This window comes from Sporosarcina ureae, assembly GCF_002101375.1.
Lineage (GTDB): Bacteria > Bacillota > Bacilli > Bacillales_A > Planococcaceae > Sporosarcina > Sporosarcina ureae_B.
This window is the reverse complement of record NZ_CP015207.1, coordinates 2,862,705-2,881,198: the sequence shown is the minus strand read 5'-3', so window position 1 is coordinate 2,881,198 and position 18,494 is coordinate 2,862,705. Positions and strand designations below refer to the sequence as shown.

Sequence of the window (18,494 nt, the reverse complement as noted above, 5' to 3'; positions counted from 1 at the left end):
ATGAATCCGACCGGGTTATTTGTTTTATAATTTATAATTGGTTATACAGCTTGATATCTGGGAATTTATCTTGGAACCAGCGCATCGCAAAATCGTTTTCGAACAAGAAAACTTTGTGATCATGTCGATCTTTTACGAGTAATGCCCGTTGTCCTGCCATTGACTCTTTTACATCTTCTTCGTTTTCAATCCAGCGTGCTACTTTGGATCCCATTGTCTCCATCTGAACTTCTACATGGTATTCCGCTTTCATACGATGTTCAAAAACTTCGAATTGAAGTTGCCCTACTGCACCGAGAATGACTTCTTCTGTATGCAATGTTTTGTAATATTGAATGGCTCCTTCTTGTACAAGCTGTAAAATCCCTTTGTGGAACTGTTTGGATTTCATCACGTTTTTAGCATTTACTCTAACGAATAGCTCGGGAGTAAATTGAGGAAGTGCTTCAAATTGGAAATTCGCTTTACCACTGATGACCGTATCACCAATTTGATAGTTACCCGTGTCATATAACCCAATGATATCGCCTGCTACTGCCTGATTGACAGTCTCTCGATCATCTGCAAGGAATTGAGTCGTTTGTGTTAACTTGAAGTTTTTGGAAAGACGTGGAACCGTTACCGTCATGCCACGCTCAAACTCGCCTGATACGATCCGAACAAACGCAATCCGATCACGATGCGCTGGATTCATGTTCGCTTGTATTTTGAAGATGAAGCCTGAAAAAACTTCAGACTCAGGATCTACGTATTCAGCATCTTTCGTTAACCTAGGTTGAGGTTCAGGTGCGAACTGTAAAAATGTTTCAAGAAATGTCTGAACCCCAAAGTTAGTCAACGCACTACCGAAGAAGACAGGTGTTAAATCGCCTTTAGCGATACGTTCTTCATCGAAGTCGTTTCCAGCTTCATTTAATAGCATGACATCTTCTAGTGCTTGCTTATAATAAGAAGTCTCTTTCATCGAGTGTTCTACTGCAAGCTCGCCTTCTTCGTCGATTGGGAGGAAACGTTCTTCATCTGCATTTGGACGCGCCAGCTCTATACGTTCATTAAAGCGATCGTAAATACCTAGGAACTCTTTTCCCATACCAATCGGCCAATTCATTGCGTAAGATTGGATTTCTAAGACTTCTTCTAATTCTTCCATTAGCTCCAATGGCTCTTTACCTTGTCTATCCATTTTATTGATAAATGTGAAGATGGGAATTCCACGCATTTTACATACTTTGAACAATTTGATTGTCTGGGGCTCGATTCCTTTCGCCGAATCGACCATCATGACAGCAGCATCCACTGCCATTAATGTTCTATACGTATCTTCACTGAAGTCTTCGTGTCCTGGTGTATCCAAAATATTGACACGTTTGCCTGCATAGTCAAATTGTAAAACGGAAGAAGTTACAGATATTCCACGTTGTTTTTCAATTTCCATCCAGTCAGACGTAGCGAACTTTCCTGATTTCTTTCCTTTAACTGTTCCTGCATCGCGAATCGCTCCGCCAAAATATAGTAACTTTTCAGTAATGGTCGTTTTACCGGCATCGGGGTGAGAAATAATCGCAAATGTTCGTCGCGAAGTAATTTCATCATGTTTATTCTTTTGCATCAATCGTACTCTCCTTTTGCTTACGTTTTCTATCATAGAGAGAATAGGGATGCATTTCAATGGTTTTCATTGAATTGACTAAAAAACTATAAACTCTCAAATCCAAACTGTACTTCATTTATTGATGGGTGTATCGCCGAACTTTTTAGCTGCTTCAAGAAGTGCAATAGTTGCATCCGAATGCGCATATTTCGTGTTGCCGATAATTTGAAAATCTTCATGACCTTTTCCCGCAAATATAATGATGTCTCCCGCATTCGCTTGCATAATAGTATGACGTACTGCTTCTTCTCTATCTCCTATACATGCGTACTGATTATGCGGCATAGTAGCACTGAGTTCCGATAGGATGGACTCATATGGCTCATCACGTGGATCATCTGTCGTAAAGACGACATAATCTGCCGCTGCCGCTTTTTCTCCCATGATCGGACGCTTAAGACGATCCCGATTGCCTCCCGTTCCTATTAAGAATAGAAGACGGTTACCATCCTTTTTTAATGGTTGTACTGTAGCAATCGCTTTTTCAATTGCATCGGGCGAATGTGCATAATCAATGAAAATGGTCAGTGGTAGAGAGGTTTCTACTTTTTCCAGACGGCCTTTCACTGTCGATACATTCGCTAGTAATGGCAAAATATCTGCTGTCGGCATTCCTTTAGCATATAACGCTGCAATGGCGGCCAAGGAATTATAGACGTTAAACTCTCCTATCAACGGCATTTTAACGAGGAACGTTCCATCCGGTGCTTGCAATTCGAATTTCGTAAAGTTCGACTGCATTTCAATCGCTGTTGCTTGGAATGAAGACTTCACGTGAATACCGTATGTGTAAATTGGGAAAGAAGTCATTTCGATCATTTTGCTGCTCCACGGATCATCCGCATTGATGATGGCAAATTTTTGTTGATCAAGTTGCTGACCCAGTTGAGCAAACAGTAAACCTTTCGCTGCACTGTAATTCTCCATCGTTTTATGATAATCCAAATGATCATGCGTTAAGTTAGTGAAAATCGCGATATCAAATTCCGTTCCTGCCAGTCGTCCTTCAACTAATCCGTGTGAAGAAACTTCCATGATCATCGATTCGCAACCTTCATTGGCCGCTTGCGCAATCATTTGCTGTGTAGTCAAAACATCAGTCGTTGTATTTTCCGTTTCATAGAGGATGTCGTTTAATTTAAAACCAATCGTACCTGAAACGGCTGTTTTTTCATCATTCTGTCGTAGCATGTCATGAATGATATTGCCGACACTCGTTTTTCCATTAGTTCCAGTAACCCCGATCATTGTCATTCGCTTCGAAGGATACTGATAGTACTTAGATGCCAATAACTCAATCGCTTTTGATGTGTTTTCTACATACACAACCGCTGTACGGTCTTCATCTATCATAATAGGCTCTGATGCGATAATAACTCGTGCGCCACTCATCAATGCACTTTTGACGAATTGATGACCGTTCACTGTATAGCCTTTCAAACAAACAAATACTCCTCCATCTTGAACTGCTCTTGAGTCCACTGCCACGTCTGTCACATTTTCCGGCAATGTTCCTTTTATTGTTTTTACAGGGAGTACGGATAATAATTCTTTCGTGTTCATATGGGTTCCTCCAATATGTTGGTGAATAACTCTTGTAATTATAACAAATAAGCGAATCGTAATTCAAAAAGGCTTTTTATTTTGGAAAATAAAGTGTTATATACTTTATCTATTATTCCTATCATACCCGTCTTTTCTTATCACATCCAGCCTGGACTATAGAATGAAATTTCTATTAAATGCCGATAAATTGCTTAAAAATTTTTGTTCACCACAAAGGCACTTTGCTGGTCAACAGCCAGCAAAGCGCGTGGTCAAAAGTTTGGATTTCCCTACCGTTAGCGAATGAACCGTTTTACTAATGATAGTTTTCCTTTGTATGGAGGAAATGCTATAGGCACCGATACCGCAGTACTCTTTTTCATCATCGATTTCGAATGGGAGAATGTTTCAAAGCTTGCTTTTCCATGGTATTGATTTATTCCAGAAGGTCCTACTCCACCAAATGGTAAATGAATATTGGCAACATGTGAGATGGTGTCATTGATGCAACCACCGCCAAATGGTAAAACTTCGATGAAATGATTAGCTGCCTCATCGTTCTCAGTGAATAGGTATGCTGCTAGTGGTTTTGGCAACATGCTAATTTGTTGAATTGCAACACCTAAATTATCATACGGAAGGACTGGCAAGATCGGGCCAAATAACTCCTCTTGCATACTTGCGCTATTCCAATCCGAAAGCGCTAAAATTGTCGGCTCGATGTATTTATCCGCAGCGTCTGTCTTGCCGCCTTCTACGATATATGCTTGATCTTGATCTAATATTTTCGCTAATCGATCGAAATGACGATCCGCAATGATGCGACCGTAGTCAGCACTCTTCTGTGCGTCTTTCCCGTAATAGCGTTGGATCGCACTCTTCATTTCATTTAATAATTCATCGTAAATCGAAACGTCAGCTAGCACATAGTCCGGTGCTACACACGTTTGACCTGCATTCATATACTTACCCCAAACGATTTTCTCCGCTGCTTTTTTGATATCCGCAGTATGGTCAACAACGGCTGGACTTTTCCCGCCTAACTCTAGTGTCAATGGAGTCAATCTCTCCGCACAAGCTTTCATGACAATTTTCCCTACTTTTGCACTTCCGGTAAAGAATACATAATCAAATGGTGCGCCAAGTAACAGTTGCGTTTCTTCTTTGTGACCATGCACAACGGATACATACTCCACCGGAAATACACTTGCAATGATTTTGTCTACGACAGCAGCTGTATGCAATGCATCTTCCGAAGGTTTTAACACTGTACAGTTCCCTGCTGCGATCGAACCTATTAACGGATCAATCAATAGTTGGAACGGATAGTTGAATGGTCCGATAATCAATACGGTGCCATATGGTTCTTTTACGATAAAGCTCGTCGCTGGTTGTAAATGGAGTGGTGTCTTCACCTTTTCAGGCTCTGCCCATTCTTCCAAGTGATCCATCATATGAGTAATACTAGATAACACGAAGCCTATTTCTGACACATACGCTTCGAGCGGAGGTTTGTGTAGGTCTTTATGCAATGCATCCGAGATTTCTTTTTCGTGCTTTTGAATCGCTTTATACAGTTTTTCCAACATCATTTTTCGGAATGAAATACTACGCGTCACTCCTGATACATAATATTGTTTCTGTTTGTTCATAATCATTTCAAGTTCTAGACCGGTCATTGCCAAATTATCCACACTCCTCATAATTGTTCTTATTATCAGTCTACCATTTTATTCAATAGAAAAAACTTCAGACGATTGATTCGACTGAAGTTTCTACTTATATTATATGTTATTTTTCATGAGTCGCAATGAATTTAATACTACAATGACAGTTGCACCCATATCCGCCATGACTGCCATCCATAATGTCAACCAGCCTGGAATAATAAGAAGCAGTGCAATCACTTTTAAACCAAGTGCGATCGAAATATTTTGAAGGATGATTTGTTTAGTGCGTGAGCTTAATTTAATTGTATATGGAAGTTTCTCCAAGTCGTCTGCCATCAAGGCGATATCCGCCGTTTCAAGTGCAGTATCTGTTCCCGCACCACCCATCGCAATACCGATATTTGCGGTAGCTAATGCCGGCGCGTCGTTCACTCCGTCACCCACCATCGCCACTTTACCGTATTGACTCAACGATTTAATCATTTCGACTTTTTGATCAGGTAATAATTCTGCTTTGACTTCTGTTAAGCCGAGTTGCGCTCCAATTGCCAAAGCGGTCGATTGGTTATCCCCTGTTAGCATCACTGTTTTCTTGCCCATCTCATGAAGCTTCTGGATTACATTCAAGCTACTTTTACGAACTTGGTCAGCAACCGCTATAATTCCTTCTAGACCTGTTTCTGACCAGACAAGCATAACTGTTTTGCCTTGTTTCTGTAATGTAAGAATCTGCTGTTCAATGGAGTCTTCCACTGTGTTCATTTCCCTAAATAATTTAGGGCTACCAACATGCACCAAATGCTCTCCAATCATAGCTTTTGCACCTTTGCCTGTAATAGATTGGAATTGATGTACCGGTAGTAATCCAAGTGGTAATTTCTTCGCTGCTCGCATAATCGATGAAGCTAATGGATGTTGGGAGAACTTCTCGATAGAAGCTGCTCTTTGTACGATTTGATCTTCAGTCAATGAAGAAACCGTCACGACGTCTGTTACTTCGGGACGCCCTTCAGTCAACGTACCTGTTTTATCGAAGGCCACGACTTTGATTTGTCCTGTCTCTTCTAAATGAATGCCGCCTTTGATCAACACACCGTTACGTGCAGCGTTTCCAATGGCTGTAACGATCGCAATAGGTGTTGAAATGACTAGAGCGCAAGGACAACCAACTACTAATACGACTAGACCTTTATAGAACCATTCACCCCATACTCCACCCATTAATAGTGGTGGTATGATCATGATCAGTAAAGAAATAACTAAAATAGCTGGTGTATAGTATCTCGCAAAGCGATCGACAAATTGTTGTGTCGGTGCTTTTTCCGCCTGTGCTTCTTCGACCAAGTGAATGATTTTGGCAATGGTAGTATCTTCAGCAAGCTTCGTCACACGGACGTGCATTGCGCCTTCTTCATTCAAAGTCCCTGCAAACACTTCGTCTCCAAGCACTTTATGGACAGGCACAGACTCACCAGTGATGGCGGCTTGGTTAACCGATGAATCACCTTGAATCACTTCGCCATCCATCGCGATCTTTTGTCCCGGTTTAATCAAAATCACATCATCAATACGTAAATCTTCCACATCTACTTCAAATTCATTATTCCCGCGAAGTACAGTGGCCGTCGTAGGGGCAATTTCAATGAGTGAGGTAATGGAATTTCTGGCTTTATCAATCGAGTAACTTTCCAATGCTTCACTGACGGAGAAGAGGAAGACCACGACCGCCCCTTCCGCCCAGTCACCAATGAGTGCAGCCCCAATGACTGCGATGGTCATCAATGTAGACATATCAAATTCAAGTTTGAAAAGATTCGTTAATCCTTCCTTCATCAAACTGAATCCACCGATTATAATGGCAGAGAGAAACAGAGCGATCGATAGCCAATTATTATCACCATTCGCGGTAGATACCGCATACCCTGCTAGCAATAAAACTAACGAAGCAATAGTCGTTTGATTTTCACGTTTTTTCCAAAAAGGAGTATGCTGTTTAATAATCCGCTGTTTTTCAGGGAACACTTTAATACCGTCAAATGCACCCGCTTCTTCTAATTGTACAATAGAAGCATTTCCCGCCACCGTTAATTTGGAAGCGCCAAAGTTTAACTGTACATCTTCCACAGTATCAATTTGTCGGACATTTTTCTCGAATTTTGCAGCACAACTTGTGCATGATAAATTTTGCAGGCGATAGACATTTTTCTCTGAAGCCATGTGATCAGTCCCCTCAAAAAATCATTCATTTTAACAAATAAATCATTCAATCGTTCGTTTGATTGTTTAATTTAGTATATGCAATTCTAGATATTTTGTCAATTTCTTCATTCAAATGATTATTTGAATGAATGACGTGAAAAAGCAGTTCCTTAGATAATCCAAGGAACTGCAAAATGAACGGTTTATTATTTTGAGCGCGTAATGAAGATCTGAGGTATTTCTGCTTCAAATCGGACTAATTCCCCTGTACGTGGATGTAGAAAAGACAGAGCTGTGGCATGAAGTCCCACTCTGCGCAAAGGGTTACCTGTAGCACCATACTTTTTGTCACCTATCACTGGATGACCCAATTCTTCCATATGCACACGGATTTGGTTTTTCCGACCCGTTTCTAGAAGTACTTCTAGCAATGAGCAATCTTTATTCGCTTGTACTCTTCTATAATGTGTAACGGCATGCTGGCCGCCATTGTCAGTTGGGTTTGAATATACTCTAAACGCACTATTTTCGGTTAACCAAGACGAAATAGTCCCTGATTCTGTTCGTACTTTTCCTTCGACAAGCGCAGTATACAAACGTTCCTTTACCGATTCATTCCATGTACTTTGCAAAGCTTTCTGGGTTTCTTCATTTTTGGCAAACATCATCACACCTGATGTATCTCTATCCAGACGGTGCACAACAAAAATTCGGTTTTCAGGATGGCTCCTCTTCACGTACTTTGTGATTTCTCTATAGGCTGTCTGATCTTTTTCTTTTTCAGAAGCTACAGAAAGAATACCTGCTTCTTTATTGATCACGATGATATCGTCATCTTCATGGAGAATAGATACACCGACTAACTTCGAGACATTTATAGCTGTTTTATTACTTTGTATTTCCACCTTTTGTCCAGGCGCTAACGGCTGATTATGTTTGGTTGTCATTTGACCATCCACCATAACTTGACCACGCGTAAGAATGGATTTTACCGAATTTCTACTGCTTTTTGACATTACCTTCAATAAGTATGGCAATAACTCTATCGGTTGTTCCACTGTATATTCTTTTACATTAGATGTTACTTGTTTTCTTTTCATTATATGTTAGCCTCCTGCTTATTTAAATAGGTACTCGCATGATAAGTATACACCGCTTGACGGGTGGTGCGCTCGAATATCATTTGACAGTAATTGCGAAAAATAAATCTAGACATAAAAAAACAGCCCCTAGACATTCGGTCTAATAGGACTGCTTATTGTTATAAACCGTGTTCCTACGGTAAATAACTTAGGTTTGGCACCTATGACTCCGACTGGGCTCGAACCAGCGACCTCCACCCTGTCAAGGTGAGGAATCGGAATTTGCACGTAGTATTAAACGGTAAACCGCGTCATGTATACGATGTTTCTTATACTAACACGTAAAATAATGCGTGTCAACCGCTACCTTTACGATACCTTAATTAATTACGTAACCACCCGAGTTCGAAAAATAGTACGGTCGTTTCTTTCGCCAGTTAAGGGGCGTACGATGGGGGCGTTTGGGGGTTTCGGAATAAAAAAAGCCGAGCAGTCCGTCATATCTCGGATTGACTTGCTCGACTTCGTTCTATACACGCTTTTGCTTTCGTTTGTATCGCGTCAAAGTTGCTTTCGATATTCCCGTAAGCCTTTCAACCTCGGTATAGCTATTCGTTTCGAGTAGCGTCATGGCGTGTTCCATCTGCTCGGGCGCGTACTTCCTCGGTCGCCCCTCCCGCAATGTACCCGCAGCCCTTGCGGCCGCTTTACCTTCCGCCAAACGTTCGACAATCATATCGCGTTCAAACTCGGCAAAGCCCGACAATATCGTGAGCAGTAAGCGGCCTGTCGTCGTATCTTCAACTACGCCCATGTTCAGTATATGTACGGCAACCCCTCGCTTCATGAGCGCCCTTATGTGCGTTATGGCGTCCGATGCCGACCGAGCAAACCGGTCTAGCTTAGTTACCACTAATACATCCCCCGCCTCTAGCACCGCCATTGTCGCCTGAAACTCGGGACGATCCGCAGTAGTTCCCGTGAATACCTCTTCGTATATTACCTGACAGCCTGCGTCCTTTAATTGCGCTACCTGTTCCGTTAATGATTGACCCAACCCCGATACCCTCGCATATCCAATTCTCATATATACCCGCCTCCACTTATGACCATTACTTATGATTACGCTATGACTCAATACTATCACGGACGCTTCATCGTAGTCAATATTGTAAAGATATGATTACGCTCGTTTCCTGTTTGCCGAACTTGCACCCCCTCGAGTTCGACGTCTATCCATGCACCTGAACGCCTCAACCGATTATGCGGAACTATCCGCAAACCTAACCTCACATTACGTAATACGTCAAGTATAATACCTTTACGCTAATCACTATAACCTATACAGCGCAAGGGTTTTACGCTATCGACTCGGCTGTACATCGTCCATCAAGCGCACGTAATGTACGCATAAAAAAAGGCGGATAGCGAGCGCATATATACGCCAAACTATCCGCCTATAAAAGGGGTCATACTTGCCTCGCTCCTATGCTTTGCGTAGTCCAAACGCGAGTCTATCACTTATACTTCTGTTTCTGCTACGTGTGCAGTGGGATTGTTCGCAAACTGCGCATACTCACCGCTAACGACTTGTCTGATTGTCGTCAGTTGCACGCCATGTTCCAACCATACCGGACTACCTTTCATGCTACCGCCATCAATGACCGCTTGAGCCTCCTCGATTTCGGGCGCGACCGCTAGTCCGTCTACCATCTTGCGTAGCTTTAGCTTGTATTGTGGAGCTTGTACGCCTGCTAGTGTCGTAATTTCGCTGATAATCGTCGGTAGCGTCTCCTTGAATTTGCCGATTAGATACGCGTCTGTCGTTTGTTCTGCGAAAGTCTTGACGAGCGACAAGGCGCTGTCTGCGTTCGTAGATAGCATTAGCTCCGTCTGCAATCTCGCTAGTTGGCGGTCAAACGTTGCTAGTGTCGCCTCGTTCGGCTTATGAGCAGGATCGTTAAGTATCATCTCGGCATACTTTTGTGCATCTTCCGCAGCTTGGTCGTATTCCGTTCGCATCTCTTTTGCTTTAGTGAGAAACTTCGCGCCTTGCTCCGCTTTGTATTCGTCAATCTTAATAATGCGACCCTCTGCCGATAACATTCTATCGCTCTGCAATTTCGCTTGCTTTTCTAAAAAGTCGTCCTTAAATCCTTTTGCAACTGCTGTCGTACTCTTTTTGATTTCGTGCATATTCCCTAGTGCCGTCTGTAAGTTTTTATAGTTTGTCATTTTGATTATCCCCTTTAATAGTTTTTGTATTTTCATTGCTTAACGCCATCGCTCGGAAATACTTAGACTTTGCGTGGCGGTCGATCCGTGTCCATAATAAAGCCGTTTTTATTACGCTGCTTATTCTTTCGTGGTAGTTGCGTCCGATATGTTATCTTAGTTGTTTTCATCGTTCTCCCCCCTCCGTTTCCTATGTGTTTCAAGCGCCTGGCAGTCGTTCCTTACCCGTACTTATCAACGCCCCCTTAACGCGCTGTGAGCGCCCTTTAAACGCCTCAATACCTCACTTTCTAAATCTCGTAGTTAGCCCATGCTGTAAGTAGTCTGCGCATACGTTCGGCAGGTAGGTATAGCTTAATCGGCTGTGCGTTTCGAATTCGCGAGCGCCATATCCATTGCAACATTTCCGATACCGCGAGCAATTCCTCGTCAACTTTCACGCCATTATCCTGAAAGAACGACTTCTCGATCGGATTCATAAAGCGACTGTATGCGTAGATTAGTACACTTCGCTCGGCATATTCGTTAGTAGCCCGCATATTGACCGGTAAAAAGCCCTTACTATATCCGCGCCCCTTTAAGTCAGTTTCAAAGTCTTTGAGCGTCGTCCATAGAACCTCGCCCGACTTAGCATCCGCAATGCGCCTAACATATGTATAAATGCTCCGCTGTATTGCTTGCATCTCATCGTCACTCCTACGCCCCATCCACCCCTTACTAAACGAGAAATTGCTACGCTCTCCATGGCGGTTATGCTCGCCCTCATACAAGTCGATTAGCGCCCTCAACTCTGCGCGGTTGTCCGCTCGCACGTCATGTGGTATGATTTCGCCATCCTTAATGCTTAAAACTTCGTAAGGTATCTTGTATAGGTCGAAATAGTAGCGTTGAATTTGCGCCCTGAATAGATAGGTCAATACGTACACTTCATTGAAAGCCTCGAATACTTGAGGCGGAAATGCCCAAACGAGATACGTATTACGGTGATAATAAAGATTCCCCGCCTGCGCCAGTAACTTCACATCATCAAAACGCCCGTATTCGTATTCAGCGGCAGGCGCTACCCATTTCACGGCATTGTTCTCAATCGCAATGAATTTCTTTTCGAGCAAGATACGCATATCCGCAGGTGAAACGGTTGCCTTGTCGATAACGTCCATAACCTCATCCAGTATGAGCGTGTAGCCCGATGTCTGTATCATTTCGATTAGTTCGTCATCTGCCATTTCGAAAAGCGAGTGTGTAGCGGCTATGTCCTCTCCGTTCTCGATGAGGCGCTTGAGACTATCCATCTTGCGTCCACCTGCAACTCTATTCGTCGGCTCTGCGAATGCTCGGGACGTAATTGTCGTCTTGATCCGTTCAATCTCTGCAAGAAATGGCGTAATGTAAATGAACTTTTCGCCCGCGTCCGCCTTTTCAATGATTTCGAACGCTTTCGTCGTCTTACCCGCACCCATGATTGCGTCGATTACTTTCACTTTCTCCATCTCACCAGCTCCATTTCTTCGTTTAAATTATTTTCTACGTGTAGCGAACACAACCCGAACGCTGTGCACGTTTATCTATATCCCCTTTAAGGGAAGACGCTACAAACCGCATAGGTACAACGTTTAAATCCATTCTGTGCACATTTGTTGTGCTAGATTGTCTGAATCTCGATACTTCCTACAGGGACTTGTCACTGGAGGATTGTCTTGAATTGCTCCTAACCGTGTTAAGTTCAAAAGATACCGCCAAAATGCTTACACATTTATGTCGAAACTATCGTTCTTACAATCTTCTTACTTACGTATTAAATCGAGCATTAGTATATAGTGTCGGTCTTACCCTACGGACAAGAGTCGAAAGTTAACTCGGTCGGGTAGTATTCGATTGGTTCAGCATTGTAGCTCTTGCAGCGTCATAACCCGCTTGAATCGCAAGAATGCGCTCTAGTTTGTCGGGCGTAAGTCGTAACTCCCGCATGACCCTTTCACGTAAATCCTCGGTAAATCGACGTCGCCCATTTTCAACGAGCGTGACATAGCCCTGACTAATTCCTATTAGTTCGGCATATTGCTCTTGGTTCAATTCGTGGAATGTGCGGATGGTTTTAAAATCGTTCTTTGCGTTATTCATTCGATCATCTCCTCTTTGTATTATTTGGCGACTAGTAATGTAAATAAAAACGAGTGTCTCCCTACCTTATAGACGGACTAACATCATAATTTACAACCTCAAAATCATTTTTTCATCTCCTCCCTCTAATAGTACGTACGTAAGAGAACGACTAGCGCGGAGGTTTTTGGCATAAAAAAAAGAACGCTAACGATCAGCGTCCTTCTCTTTTTCTGTATTTAGTTTGACTCCGTCCTAACCTAATATGCAGAAATATTTTCAATATCGATTTAACCCTAATTCAAGATATAACTTTCTAATATCATCTATTAAATCTTCGTTTTTATATCCTTGTTGTCCAACTTCTGAATACTTCACCAAAATAAATGACAGTTCACTCTTCGCAGACACTTCATCTAATTCTGATACTTTTTGAGTAATCCAATCAAACGAATTCATGCAAACTCTCCTTACTTATCTTTATTTTTTATTTGTAGGTGTAAATAATTCATCAAATCCATCCAAGTCCGAATCCGACTCATTCACTATCTTAGAAATCAATACATTTATATCTTTAGTAAGCTCTTGCACATTTGTAGAAAGACTTCCATGCATATTAACGCGTGTCAACTCCATTATTAAGCCTTGCTCCATATGATTTAGTCTGTTTGCTATAGCTTCAATTTCTATTGAATACCGTTCTTTAACTGTCTCCATTTTATTAGACAATACTATCCCCTCCCTTTCCATACTCTTTCGACAAATTTCATAGAAAACCTCTATCAATCGTCTTACAACCTACGCTGTAACAGTAATTCCGCAAACTCCACTACGCTCATGCGACCCATGTCTACTACGTCCGCCATGTTCATTATCTCCTGCTTATCGAACGATGCACCATCGCGTAGGTGTAGCGTCATAGCAGAAGAAGAGTCCGATGCTCGTACGCTATCGCTCTTAATTTCGTCGTCGTATCGGTGAATCTCTATGACGTCCGTCATCTCTAATACGATATGTGGCGTTAATAAGAGGGCGTCTACTGCGTAATCCTCACCGTCTATCAGAAAAACCACTTTAACTTTCCGCATATAATCGCTCCATTTCCTTAAACACTCGCTCATAACTCCTACTATGCGTCAATTAGACCCAATCATGCGCTCATTAAGCCACAGACTCCGTGCCGTACGATTGGTCGCCTCGTATAGTACAGCGTCCAGTGAACGCACCTTGCCTCGTTTCCATGCGGAAATTACGGACATGAGCGCAGTATCGTATGCAGACTCGTCCTCTTCGAATGCCATACGACGATCGACGGCAGACTTCGCCCGTAGCATGACGCCATAAAGCCTATGTATTGTATTCGCGTCGAAAAATACGCCCATTGTCTTGGCGATAAGTGGCGGTAACTTGACTAACAAGCCTTTTTTGATAACGTCAGACTGCGCGATTGCCGTATCTAATGTATTACTAGATTTATTGTTTATAAAAGTAATAGGTTCGTTTTCCGTTTGCGTCGGTTCAACCGTTGCAGGTGTTGGCTTTTCCGCTACTGGACGGGCGGACGCTGACGGGTGGACAATACGGTATATATTCGCTCCATTACCGCCTGATACCGAACGCATGAACTCGATACGCTCAATCATGCACAGTTCGATTAATGTCGCGATTGAACGACGTACAGTGCGCCCAGTCTTGCCGATTGCTTTCGCGATTGTTGCCGTCTTTAAATGAATAACGCCCGGAAATTTGACTGCGTAACGCGTAAGCATGACGAATACACTACGCTCGGTTTCATTCATAGCGTAGTTGTTCCGTTCGAAGTGTATAGTTATGGCATCATTTAGTTCGTGCTTGTCCGCAAAGGTTTGGTATTCCGATAAGTAGTTCATATAATCTGCTCCATTTCGAAGCCCCTAAAAAGTGCGCACTCAAATAAACGTTTGCATATTCGCTTTTTTTGCGATACAATTACGTCATACTATTTTTATGAAAGACCCGTTGGCGCGGGCATGAGTGCGCTCCTTTCCGCATATTGCGGTTGGGGCGTTTTTTATTTGATTAATCGCTTAAATTATTGAATAACGAATATTTCCCCGCTGACTTAATGACTGAACTATTCGCTACGTGTGCATATCGTTTCACCATATCGTATTTAGAATGCCCGAGTATCAAGCGCAGTTCTTCGATTCCACCACCGCTTTCAATCCATCGAGTCGCAGCTGTATGTCGTAATAGATGCGGATGTACATTCTTTTTAATGCCTGCCGATTCCGCGTAACGCTTTAATCTCGTTCGATAATTATCGCGATCATAGACTGAATCGCTACTCGTCGCGAATACATACTCGCTGTTGAACTCCATAGCGTTCTCTTTAATGAGTTCCTTCACTAGCTTTAACGTCTGCTTGTCCGCAGGAACTACGCGCGCCTTTCTGCTCTTCGCGATACTGGACGATATAACTATCAATCCTTCTTCTGCTTTTATGTCCTGCTTACGAATATGCAATGCCTCATTAATCCGTAACATGGTATCGAATAGCAAACGAGTTAGTACAAGGTCACGAAAAGTCGTGTAGTATTCGGTATCCATGACGCTCAACAAACTTACGATTTCGCTCTTACTCAAAACGTCAATATGAGATAATTCTTCTTTGACATTGCGTACGTTCAACATCGGATTAAACTCAATTACATTTTCCGCATACATTCGATTAAACATGACGCGAATTGTTTTCAACCGTGTATTAATCGTGGACGCTTTCAAGCCTTTATCATGATGCAAGCGACTTTGATCGTTCGGATGCTGTACGTGTTCAAACTTCATATACGTAATCCATTCACGAATAAAATCCGCAGTAATACCTTCGAGCGCATAGTCTCCGCCATTCATTTCAATAAAGTCCGAGAAGAACGTAAAGTTTTCATGATACTGATTAATCGTACTTTGCGATATGCCCTCCGCAATTTTAATACTTACGAACCGGCGAAATAGGACTCGGATATCTTGAGGCACGTCTATAAACTGCTGCGAATTATTGTTACGGCGTTTTCGCATGAACAAACACCCCATTTCGGTAGTGATAGCGTTACTGATGCGGCTTATACTAGCGCATATTGCACGCAGTATGAACGACAAAAAACCCCGCCATGCTAACGCTGTTACACGTTTACATGACGGGGCTTTCTTCGATATAAAACTACGAGTTCGGACGTTTAGTTGTCCGTCTATGACTCCGACTGGGCTCGAACCAGCGACCTCCACCCTGTCAAGGTGGCGCTCTCCCAGCTGAGCTACGGAATCGATCTTACTAGGATGTGCGTTTTGAAGTGAGCCAGTTAGGCTCTCAAGCACAAATACTATAATAGCATTTTCTTTCCTAGTTGTAAACAACGAAATTAAAAATCGATAATTTTTCTATGCTATCAGAAAAATTACCGATTTTTATGGAAGTTCATTACATTATTCAGAGACGCTTCTCCTTTCACTTACTGCATGGGGTTTAATTGTTCTTCAACTGATTCATTCTCAAAATATAAAAACTCTTCATGATCCAGCTCACTCATACGTTCTTTGTTAAAACCATGTGCCAAATGCCCTTCAAATACGTTTTCCCACCATGTCTCTTGTGTATTCATAGTATGTTCTCTCCTTTTTGATTTGATTGGTTTCTGTACCGATCTATATATTTTATTCGTTATGACTTATTCGCTTATATGTAGTATATACAGAACCCGCGTTGGTAAAACTGCGTAATTAGTCCAAAATAATTCGACTCACTTTTAGTCCTTCGGCTTCTTGACTTTTATTTTGTCATGTGTTCCGAAATTCATTTTCCTTAGGAAACCCTTGTATATCCTAGACTCGTCCTCTAGTAAAAAATCTATTTACTCTAGTTCTTTTCACTCAACTAGAATAGTAAATAACAAAAAACACATATATTCTCTGAAAATTCTTTTTTCATTAGTAAAATAAAAGACTTGCAAGCTCAGTTTCAAGCCGACAAGTCTTTTAAAAGCTATTTAATTTGAAGCGAATGTAGGCGTATTATTTTTCTTATTCCCCATCCACTGGGACACCAGTAAGATAGTGAATAATACTAAACCGATAATATCTGTAATAGTTTCTGGGTAGATTAACAACATACCTGTACATATCGTGATAATTCGTAGAAGCCAGTTCAGTTTACTATACCAGAAGCCAATTATGCCTGCCCCGATTGCAACCATACCGATAATGGCGGTCACAGTCACCCATACAATCTCCGTAATACTCGAGTCGAGCATCAGCATTGCCGGATTAAAGACGAACATATATGGAATGATGAAGGCAGCAATCGCTAGTTTTGCAGACGTGACACCAGTTTTGATCGGATCTCCGCCAGAAATACCCGAAGCTGCAAAGGCAGCCAATGCAACAGGCGGTGTGATATCCGCAATGATACCAAAGTAAAATACGAATAAGTGGGCAGATACCGCCACTACAATCGGCACAGCGGCACCTGTAGGCTCATCCATCATCAATAGCGTAATGATGGCAGGTGCTGCGATTGTAGATGTAATAACATAGTTTGCTGTCGTTGGAGACCCCATCCCCAAAATAATCGCTGCAAACATCGTGAAAATCAATGTGAGCAAGATGTTACCGCCAGCTGCTGAGATCAGGCCCGTTGCCAAGCTGAGCCCGAGACCCGTCTTGACGACAACACCGACAATAATACCTGCACAAGCAGTCGCTGCTGCTACAGCCAATGCTGTACGAGCACCGTCTACTAATGCATCAATCATATCTTTAAATCCAATTCTTGTTTCTTTACTGATTGCACTCACTGCAATGGTTAGCACGATACCGAGTAATGCCGCTTTCATCGTTGGAATACCCACCAAGAGGAAAACGATAATACCTATAATCGGTAGTAATAAATAAATCTTTTTCAGCGTTTCTTTTCGATTAGGAATTTGCGACGCATCCATTCCTTGCAAACCAACACGCTTCGCTTCGAAATGAGTCATGATCCAAATTCCAGTGAAGTACAGCAATGCAGGGATAGCTGCCGCTTTGGCAATTTCCCAATAGGTAACGCCGCCGATGAATTCAACCATCAGGAATGCAGCGGCCCCCATAATCGGTGGCATAATCTGACCGCCTGTAGACGCGGCTGCCTCTACTCCGCCTGCGAATTCTTTTCGATAACCTAACTTCTTCATCATCGGAATCGTGTACGAACCGGATCCAACAACATTTGCTACGGAACTACCTGAAATTGTACCTTGCAAAGCACTTGAGAAAATGGCGACTTTTGCTGGTCCACCAGTCAAACGTCCCGCCAATACTACTGCCAAGTCATTGAAGTAATTACCAACGCCAGTCTTCACTAAGAACGCTCCAAACAACAAGAAGACGAATATGAAGGTGGCGGATACACTAATTGGCGTACCGAGGATTCCGTCCGTTGTAAAGAACATTAGTTGAACGAGATTTTCTACACTTTGCCCTCTATGTGCAAGGAACCCTGGGAAATACGGTCCAAAGAACGCATACACCAAAAACACTACTGAAATGATCGTGATCGGCATTCCTACCGCACGTCTCGCTGCCTCTAGTGTCAGTAAAACCGCTAAAATACCGATAACTAAATCGAGATCGGATACGCGTCCCACACGAAATACTAGCTCGTCGATAAATAGCGGCCAGTATAAACCAACTGCTACCGCCAATAAAGATAGAATAATATCATAAAACGGTACTTTGTCACGACGCACACCAATTTTCTTTCTAGCAGGGAACAACAGGAAAATAAGGGATAAAGCAAATCCTAAGTGAATAGATCGCTGAATTTGAGCTGTAAATGGTTTACCAATCGCCGTATATAACTGGAAAATTGAAAATGCCAACAAACCGAAAAATACAATCTTGCCAATAAGACCTTTTAGATCTCTTGTATTAGATTCTGGGTCGTACTTTTGAAGAATTTCGAGTTGCTCTTGTTTAGAAAGCGTACCCATTTCTTCATTG

General features: G+C 42.3%; 16 protein-coding genes and 1 tRNA gene. All 17 read right to left on the bottom strand.

The window, feature by feature from the left end; translation table 11 throughout:
* Positions 1-31: 31 nt before the first annotated feature.
* The gene (locus SporoP8_RS14050; RefSeq protein WP_085133088.1) at positions 32-1,609 is read right to left on the bottom strand and encodes a peptide chain release factor 3; all 1,578 of its coding nucleotides are present in this window, start codon (positions 1,607-1,609) and stop codon (positions 32-34) included.
* Between the two features lie 114 nt (positions 1,610-1,723).
* Positions 1,724-3,214, bottom strand: coding sequence for a UDP-N-acetylmuramoyl-L-alanyl-D-glutamate--2,6-diaminopimelate ligase (locus SporoP8_RS14045; RefSeq protein ID WP_085133087.1), 1,491 nt, complete (start codon positions 3,212-3,214; stop codon positions 1,724-1,726).
* Positions 3,215-3,492: 278 nt separating this feature from the next.
* Positions 3,493-4,881 (bottom strand): aldehyde dehydrogenase, encoded by a 1,389-nt coding sequence (locus tag SporoP8_RS14040; protein WP_369822339.1) that lies wholly within the window; start codon positions 4,879-4,881, stop codon positions 3,493-3,495.
* Between the two features lie 99 nt (positions 4,882-4,980).
* Entirely contained in the window at positions 4,981-7,083 is a 2,103-nt protein-coding gene (locus SporoP8_RS14035) for a heavy metal translocating P-type ATPase (protein ID WP_085133086.1), read from the bottom strand.
* A 188-nt stretch (positions 7,084-7,271) separates the two neighbouring features.
* Positions 7,272-8,165 carry an RluA family pseudouridine synthase gene (locus SporoP8_RS14030; protein ID WP_085133085.1) on the bottom strand — a complete coding sequence of 298 codons (894 nt, stop codon included), beginning with the start codon at positions 8,163-8,165 and terminating at the stop codon, positions 7,272-7,274.
* Positions 8,166-8,676: 511 nt separating this feature from the next.
* Positions 8,677-9,234: a recombinase family protein gene (locus tag SporoP8_RS14025; RefSeq protein WP_085133084.1), complete on the bottom strand. Its 558-nt coding sequence runs from the start codon at positions 9,232-9,234 to the stop codon at positions 8,677-8,679.
* A gap of 434 nt (positions 9,235-9,668) precedes the next feature.
* Positions 9,669-10,382: a hypothetical protein gene (locus SporoP8_RS14020; RefSeq protein ID WP_085133083.1), complete on the bottom strand. Its 714-nt coding sequence runs from the start codon at positions 10,380-10,382 to the stop codon at positions 9,669-9,671.
* A 290-nt stretch (positions 10,383-10,672) separates the two neighbouring features.
* Positions 10,673-11,872, bottom strand: a complete 1,200-nt coding sequence (locus tag SporoP8_RS14015; protein ID WP_085133082.1) for a DEAD/DEAH box helicase family protein — start codon at positions 11,870-11,872, stop codon at positions 10,673-10,675.
* Between the two features lie 361 nt (positions 11,873-12,233).
* On the bottom strand, positions 12,234-12,503 hold the full coding sequence (locus SporoP8_RS14010) for a helix-turn-helix domain-containing protein (protein ID WP_085133081.1): 270 nt from the start codon (positions 12,501-12,503) through the stop codon (positions 12,234-12,236).
* A gap of 258 nt (positions 12,504-12,761) precedes the next feature.
* Entirely contained in the window at positions 12,762-12,941 is a 180-nt protein-coding gene (locus SporoP8_RS14005) for a hypothetical protein (RefSeq protein WP_085133080.1), read from the bottom strand.
* A 21-nt stretch (positions 12,942-12,962) separates the two neighbouring features.
* Positions 12,963-13,211 carry a hypothetical protein gene (locus SporoP8_RS14000; protein ID WP_085133079.1) on the bottom strand — a complete coding sequence of 83 codons (249 nt, stop codon included), beginning with the start codon at positions 13,209-13,211 and terminating at the stop codon, positions 12,963-12,965.
* A 62-nt stretch (positions 13,212-13,273) separates the two neighbouring features.
* The gene (locus tag SporoP8_RS13995; RefSeq protein WP_085133078.1) at positions 13,274-13,570 is read right to left on the bottom strand and encodes a hypothetical protein; all 297 of its coding nucleotides are present in this window, start codon (positions 13,568-13,570) and stop codon (positions 13,274-13,276) included.
* 48 nt (positions 13,571-13,618) lie between these two features.
* Positions 13,619-14,371 carry a helix-turn-helix domain-containing protein gene (locus SporoP8_RS13990; RefSeq protein ID WP_085133077.1) on the bottom strand — a complete coding sequence of 251 codons (753 nt, stop codon included), beginning with the start codon at positions 14,369-14,371 and terminating at the stop codon, positions 13,619-13,621.
* Between the two features lie 169 nt (positions 14,372-14,540).
* Positions 14,541-15,536, bottom strand: a complete 996-nt coding sequence (locus SporoP8_RS13985; protein ID WP_198166025.1) for a tyrosine-type recombinase/integrase — start codon at positions 15,534-15,536, stop codon at positions 14,541-14,543.
* Between the two features lie 173 nt (positions 15,537-15,709).
* Positions 15,710-15,782 (bottom strand) — tRNA-Val (locus SporoP8_RS13980).
* A 185-nt stretch (positions 15,783-15,967) separates the two neighbouring features.
* Entirely contained in the window at positions 15,968-16,117 is a 150-nt protein-coding gene (locus SporoP8_RS16690) for a hypothetical protein (protein WP_198166024.1), read from the bottom strand.
* Between the two features lie 384 nt (positions 16,118-16,501).
* Positions 16,502-18,484: a TRAP transporter permease gene (locus tag SporoP8_RS13975; RefSeq protein WP_157111295.1), complete on the bottom strand. Its 1,983-nt coding sequence runs from the start codon at positions 18,482-18,484 to the stop codon at positions 16,502-16,504.
* Positions 18,485-18,494: the final 10 nt, after the last annotated feature.

What these genes read in the sequence shown, in the direction of transcription:
- SporoP8_RS14050 (WP_085133088.1), bottom strand. Translation starts at nt 1,609, where the DNA reads ATGCAAAAGAATAAACATGATGAAATTACTTCGCGACGAACATTTGCG.
- SporoP8_RS14045 (WP_085133087.1), bottom strand. Translation starts at nt 3,214, where the DNA reads ATGAACACGAAAGAATTATTATCCGTACTCCCTGTAAAAACAATAAAA.
- SporoP8_RS14035 (WP_085133086.1), bottom strand. Translation starts at nt 7,083, where the DNA reads ATGGCTTCAGAGAAAAATGTCTATCGCCTGCAAAATTTATCATGCACA.
- SporoP8_RS14030 (WP_085133085.1), bottom strand. Translation starts at nt 8,165, where the DNA reads ATGAAAAGAAAACAAGTAACATCTAATGTAAAAGAATATACAGTGGAA.
- SporoP8_RS14025 (WP_085133084.1), bottom strand. Translation starts at nt 9,234, where the DNA reads ATGAGAATTGGATATGCGAGGGTATCGGGGTTGGGTCAATCATTAACG.
- SporoP8_RS14020 (WP_085133083.1), bottom strand. Translation starts at nt 10,382, where the DNA reads ATGACAAACTATAAAAACTTACAGACGGCACTAGGGAATATGCACGAA.
- SporoP8_RS14015 (WP_085133082.1), bottom strand. Translation starts at nt 11,872, where the DNA reads ATGGAGAAAGTGAAAGTAATCGACGCAATCATGGGTGCGGGTAAGACG.
- SporoP8_RS14010 (WP_085133081.1), bottom strand. Translation starts at nt 12,503, where the DNA reads ATGAATAACGCAAAGAACGATTTTAAAACCATCCGCACATTCCACGAA.
- SporoP8_RS14005 (WP_085133080.1), bottom strand. Translation starts at nt 12,941, where the DNA reads ATGAATTCGTTTGATTGGATTACTCAAAAAGTATCAGAATTAGATGAA.
- SporoP8_RS13995 (WP_085133078.1), bottom strand. Translation starts at nt 13,570, where the DNA reads ATGCGGAAAGTTAAAGTGGTTTTTCTGATAGACGGTGAGGATTACGCA.
- SporoP8_RS13990 (WP_085133077.1), bottom strand. Translation starts at nt 14,371, where the DNA reads ATGAACTACTTATCGGAATACCAAACCTTTGCGGACAAGCACGAACTA.
- SporoP8_RS13985 (WP_198166025.1), bottom strand. Translation starts at nt 15,536, where the DNA reads ATGCGAAAACGCCGTAACAATAATTCGCAGCAGTTTATAGACGTGCCT.
- SporoP8_RS16690 (WP_198166024.1), bottom strand. Translation starts at nt 16,117, where the DNA reads ATGAATACACAAGAGACATGGTGGGAAAACGTATTTGAAGGGCATTTG.
- SporoP8_RS13975 (WP_157111295.1), bottom strand. Translation starts at nt 18,484, where the DNA reads ATGGGTACGCTTTCTAAACAAGAGCAACTCGAAATTCTTCAAAAGTAC.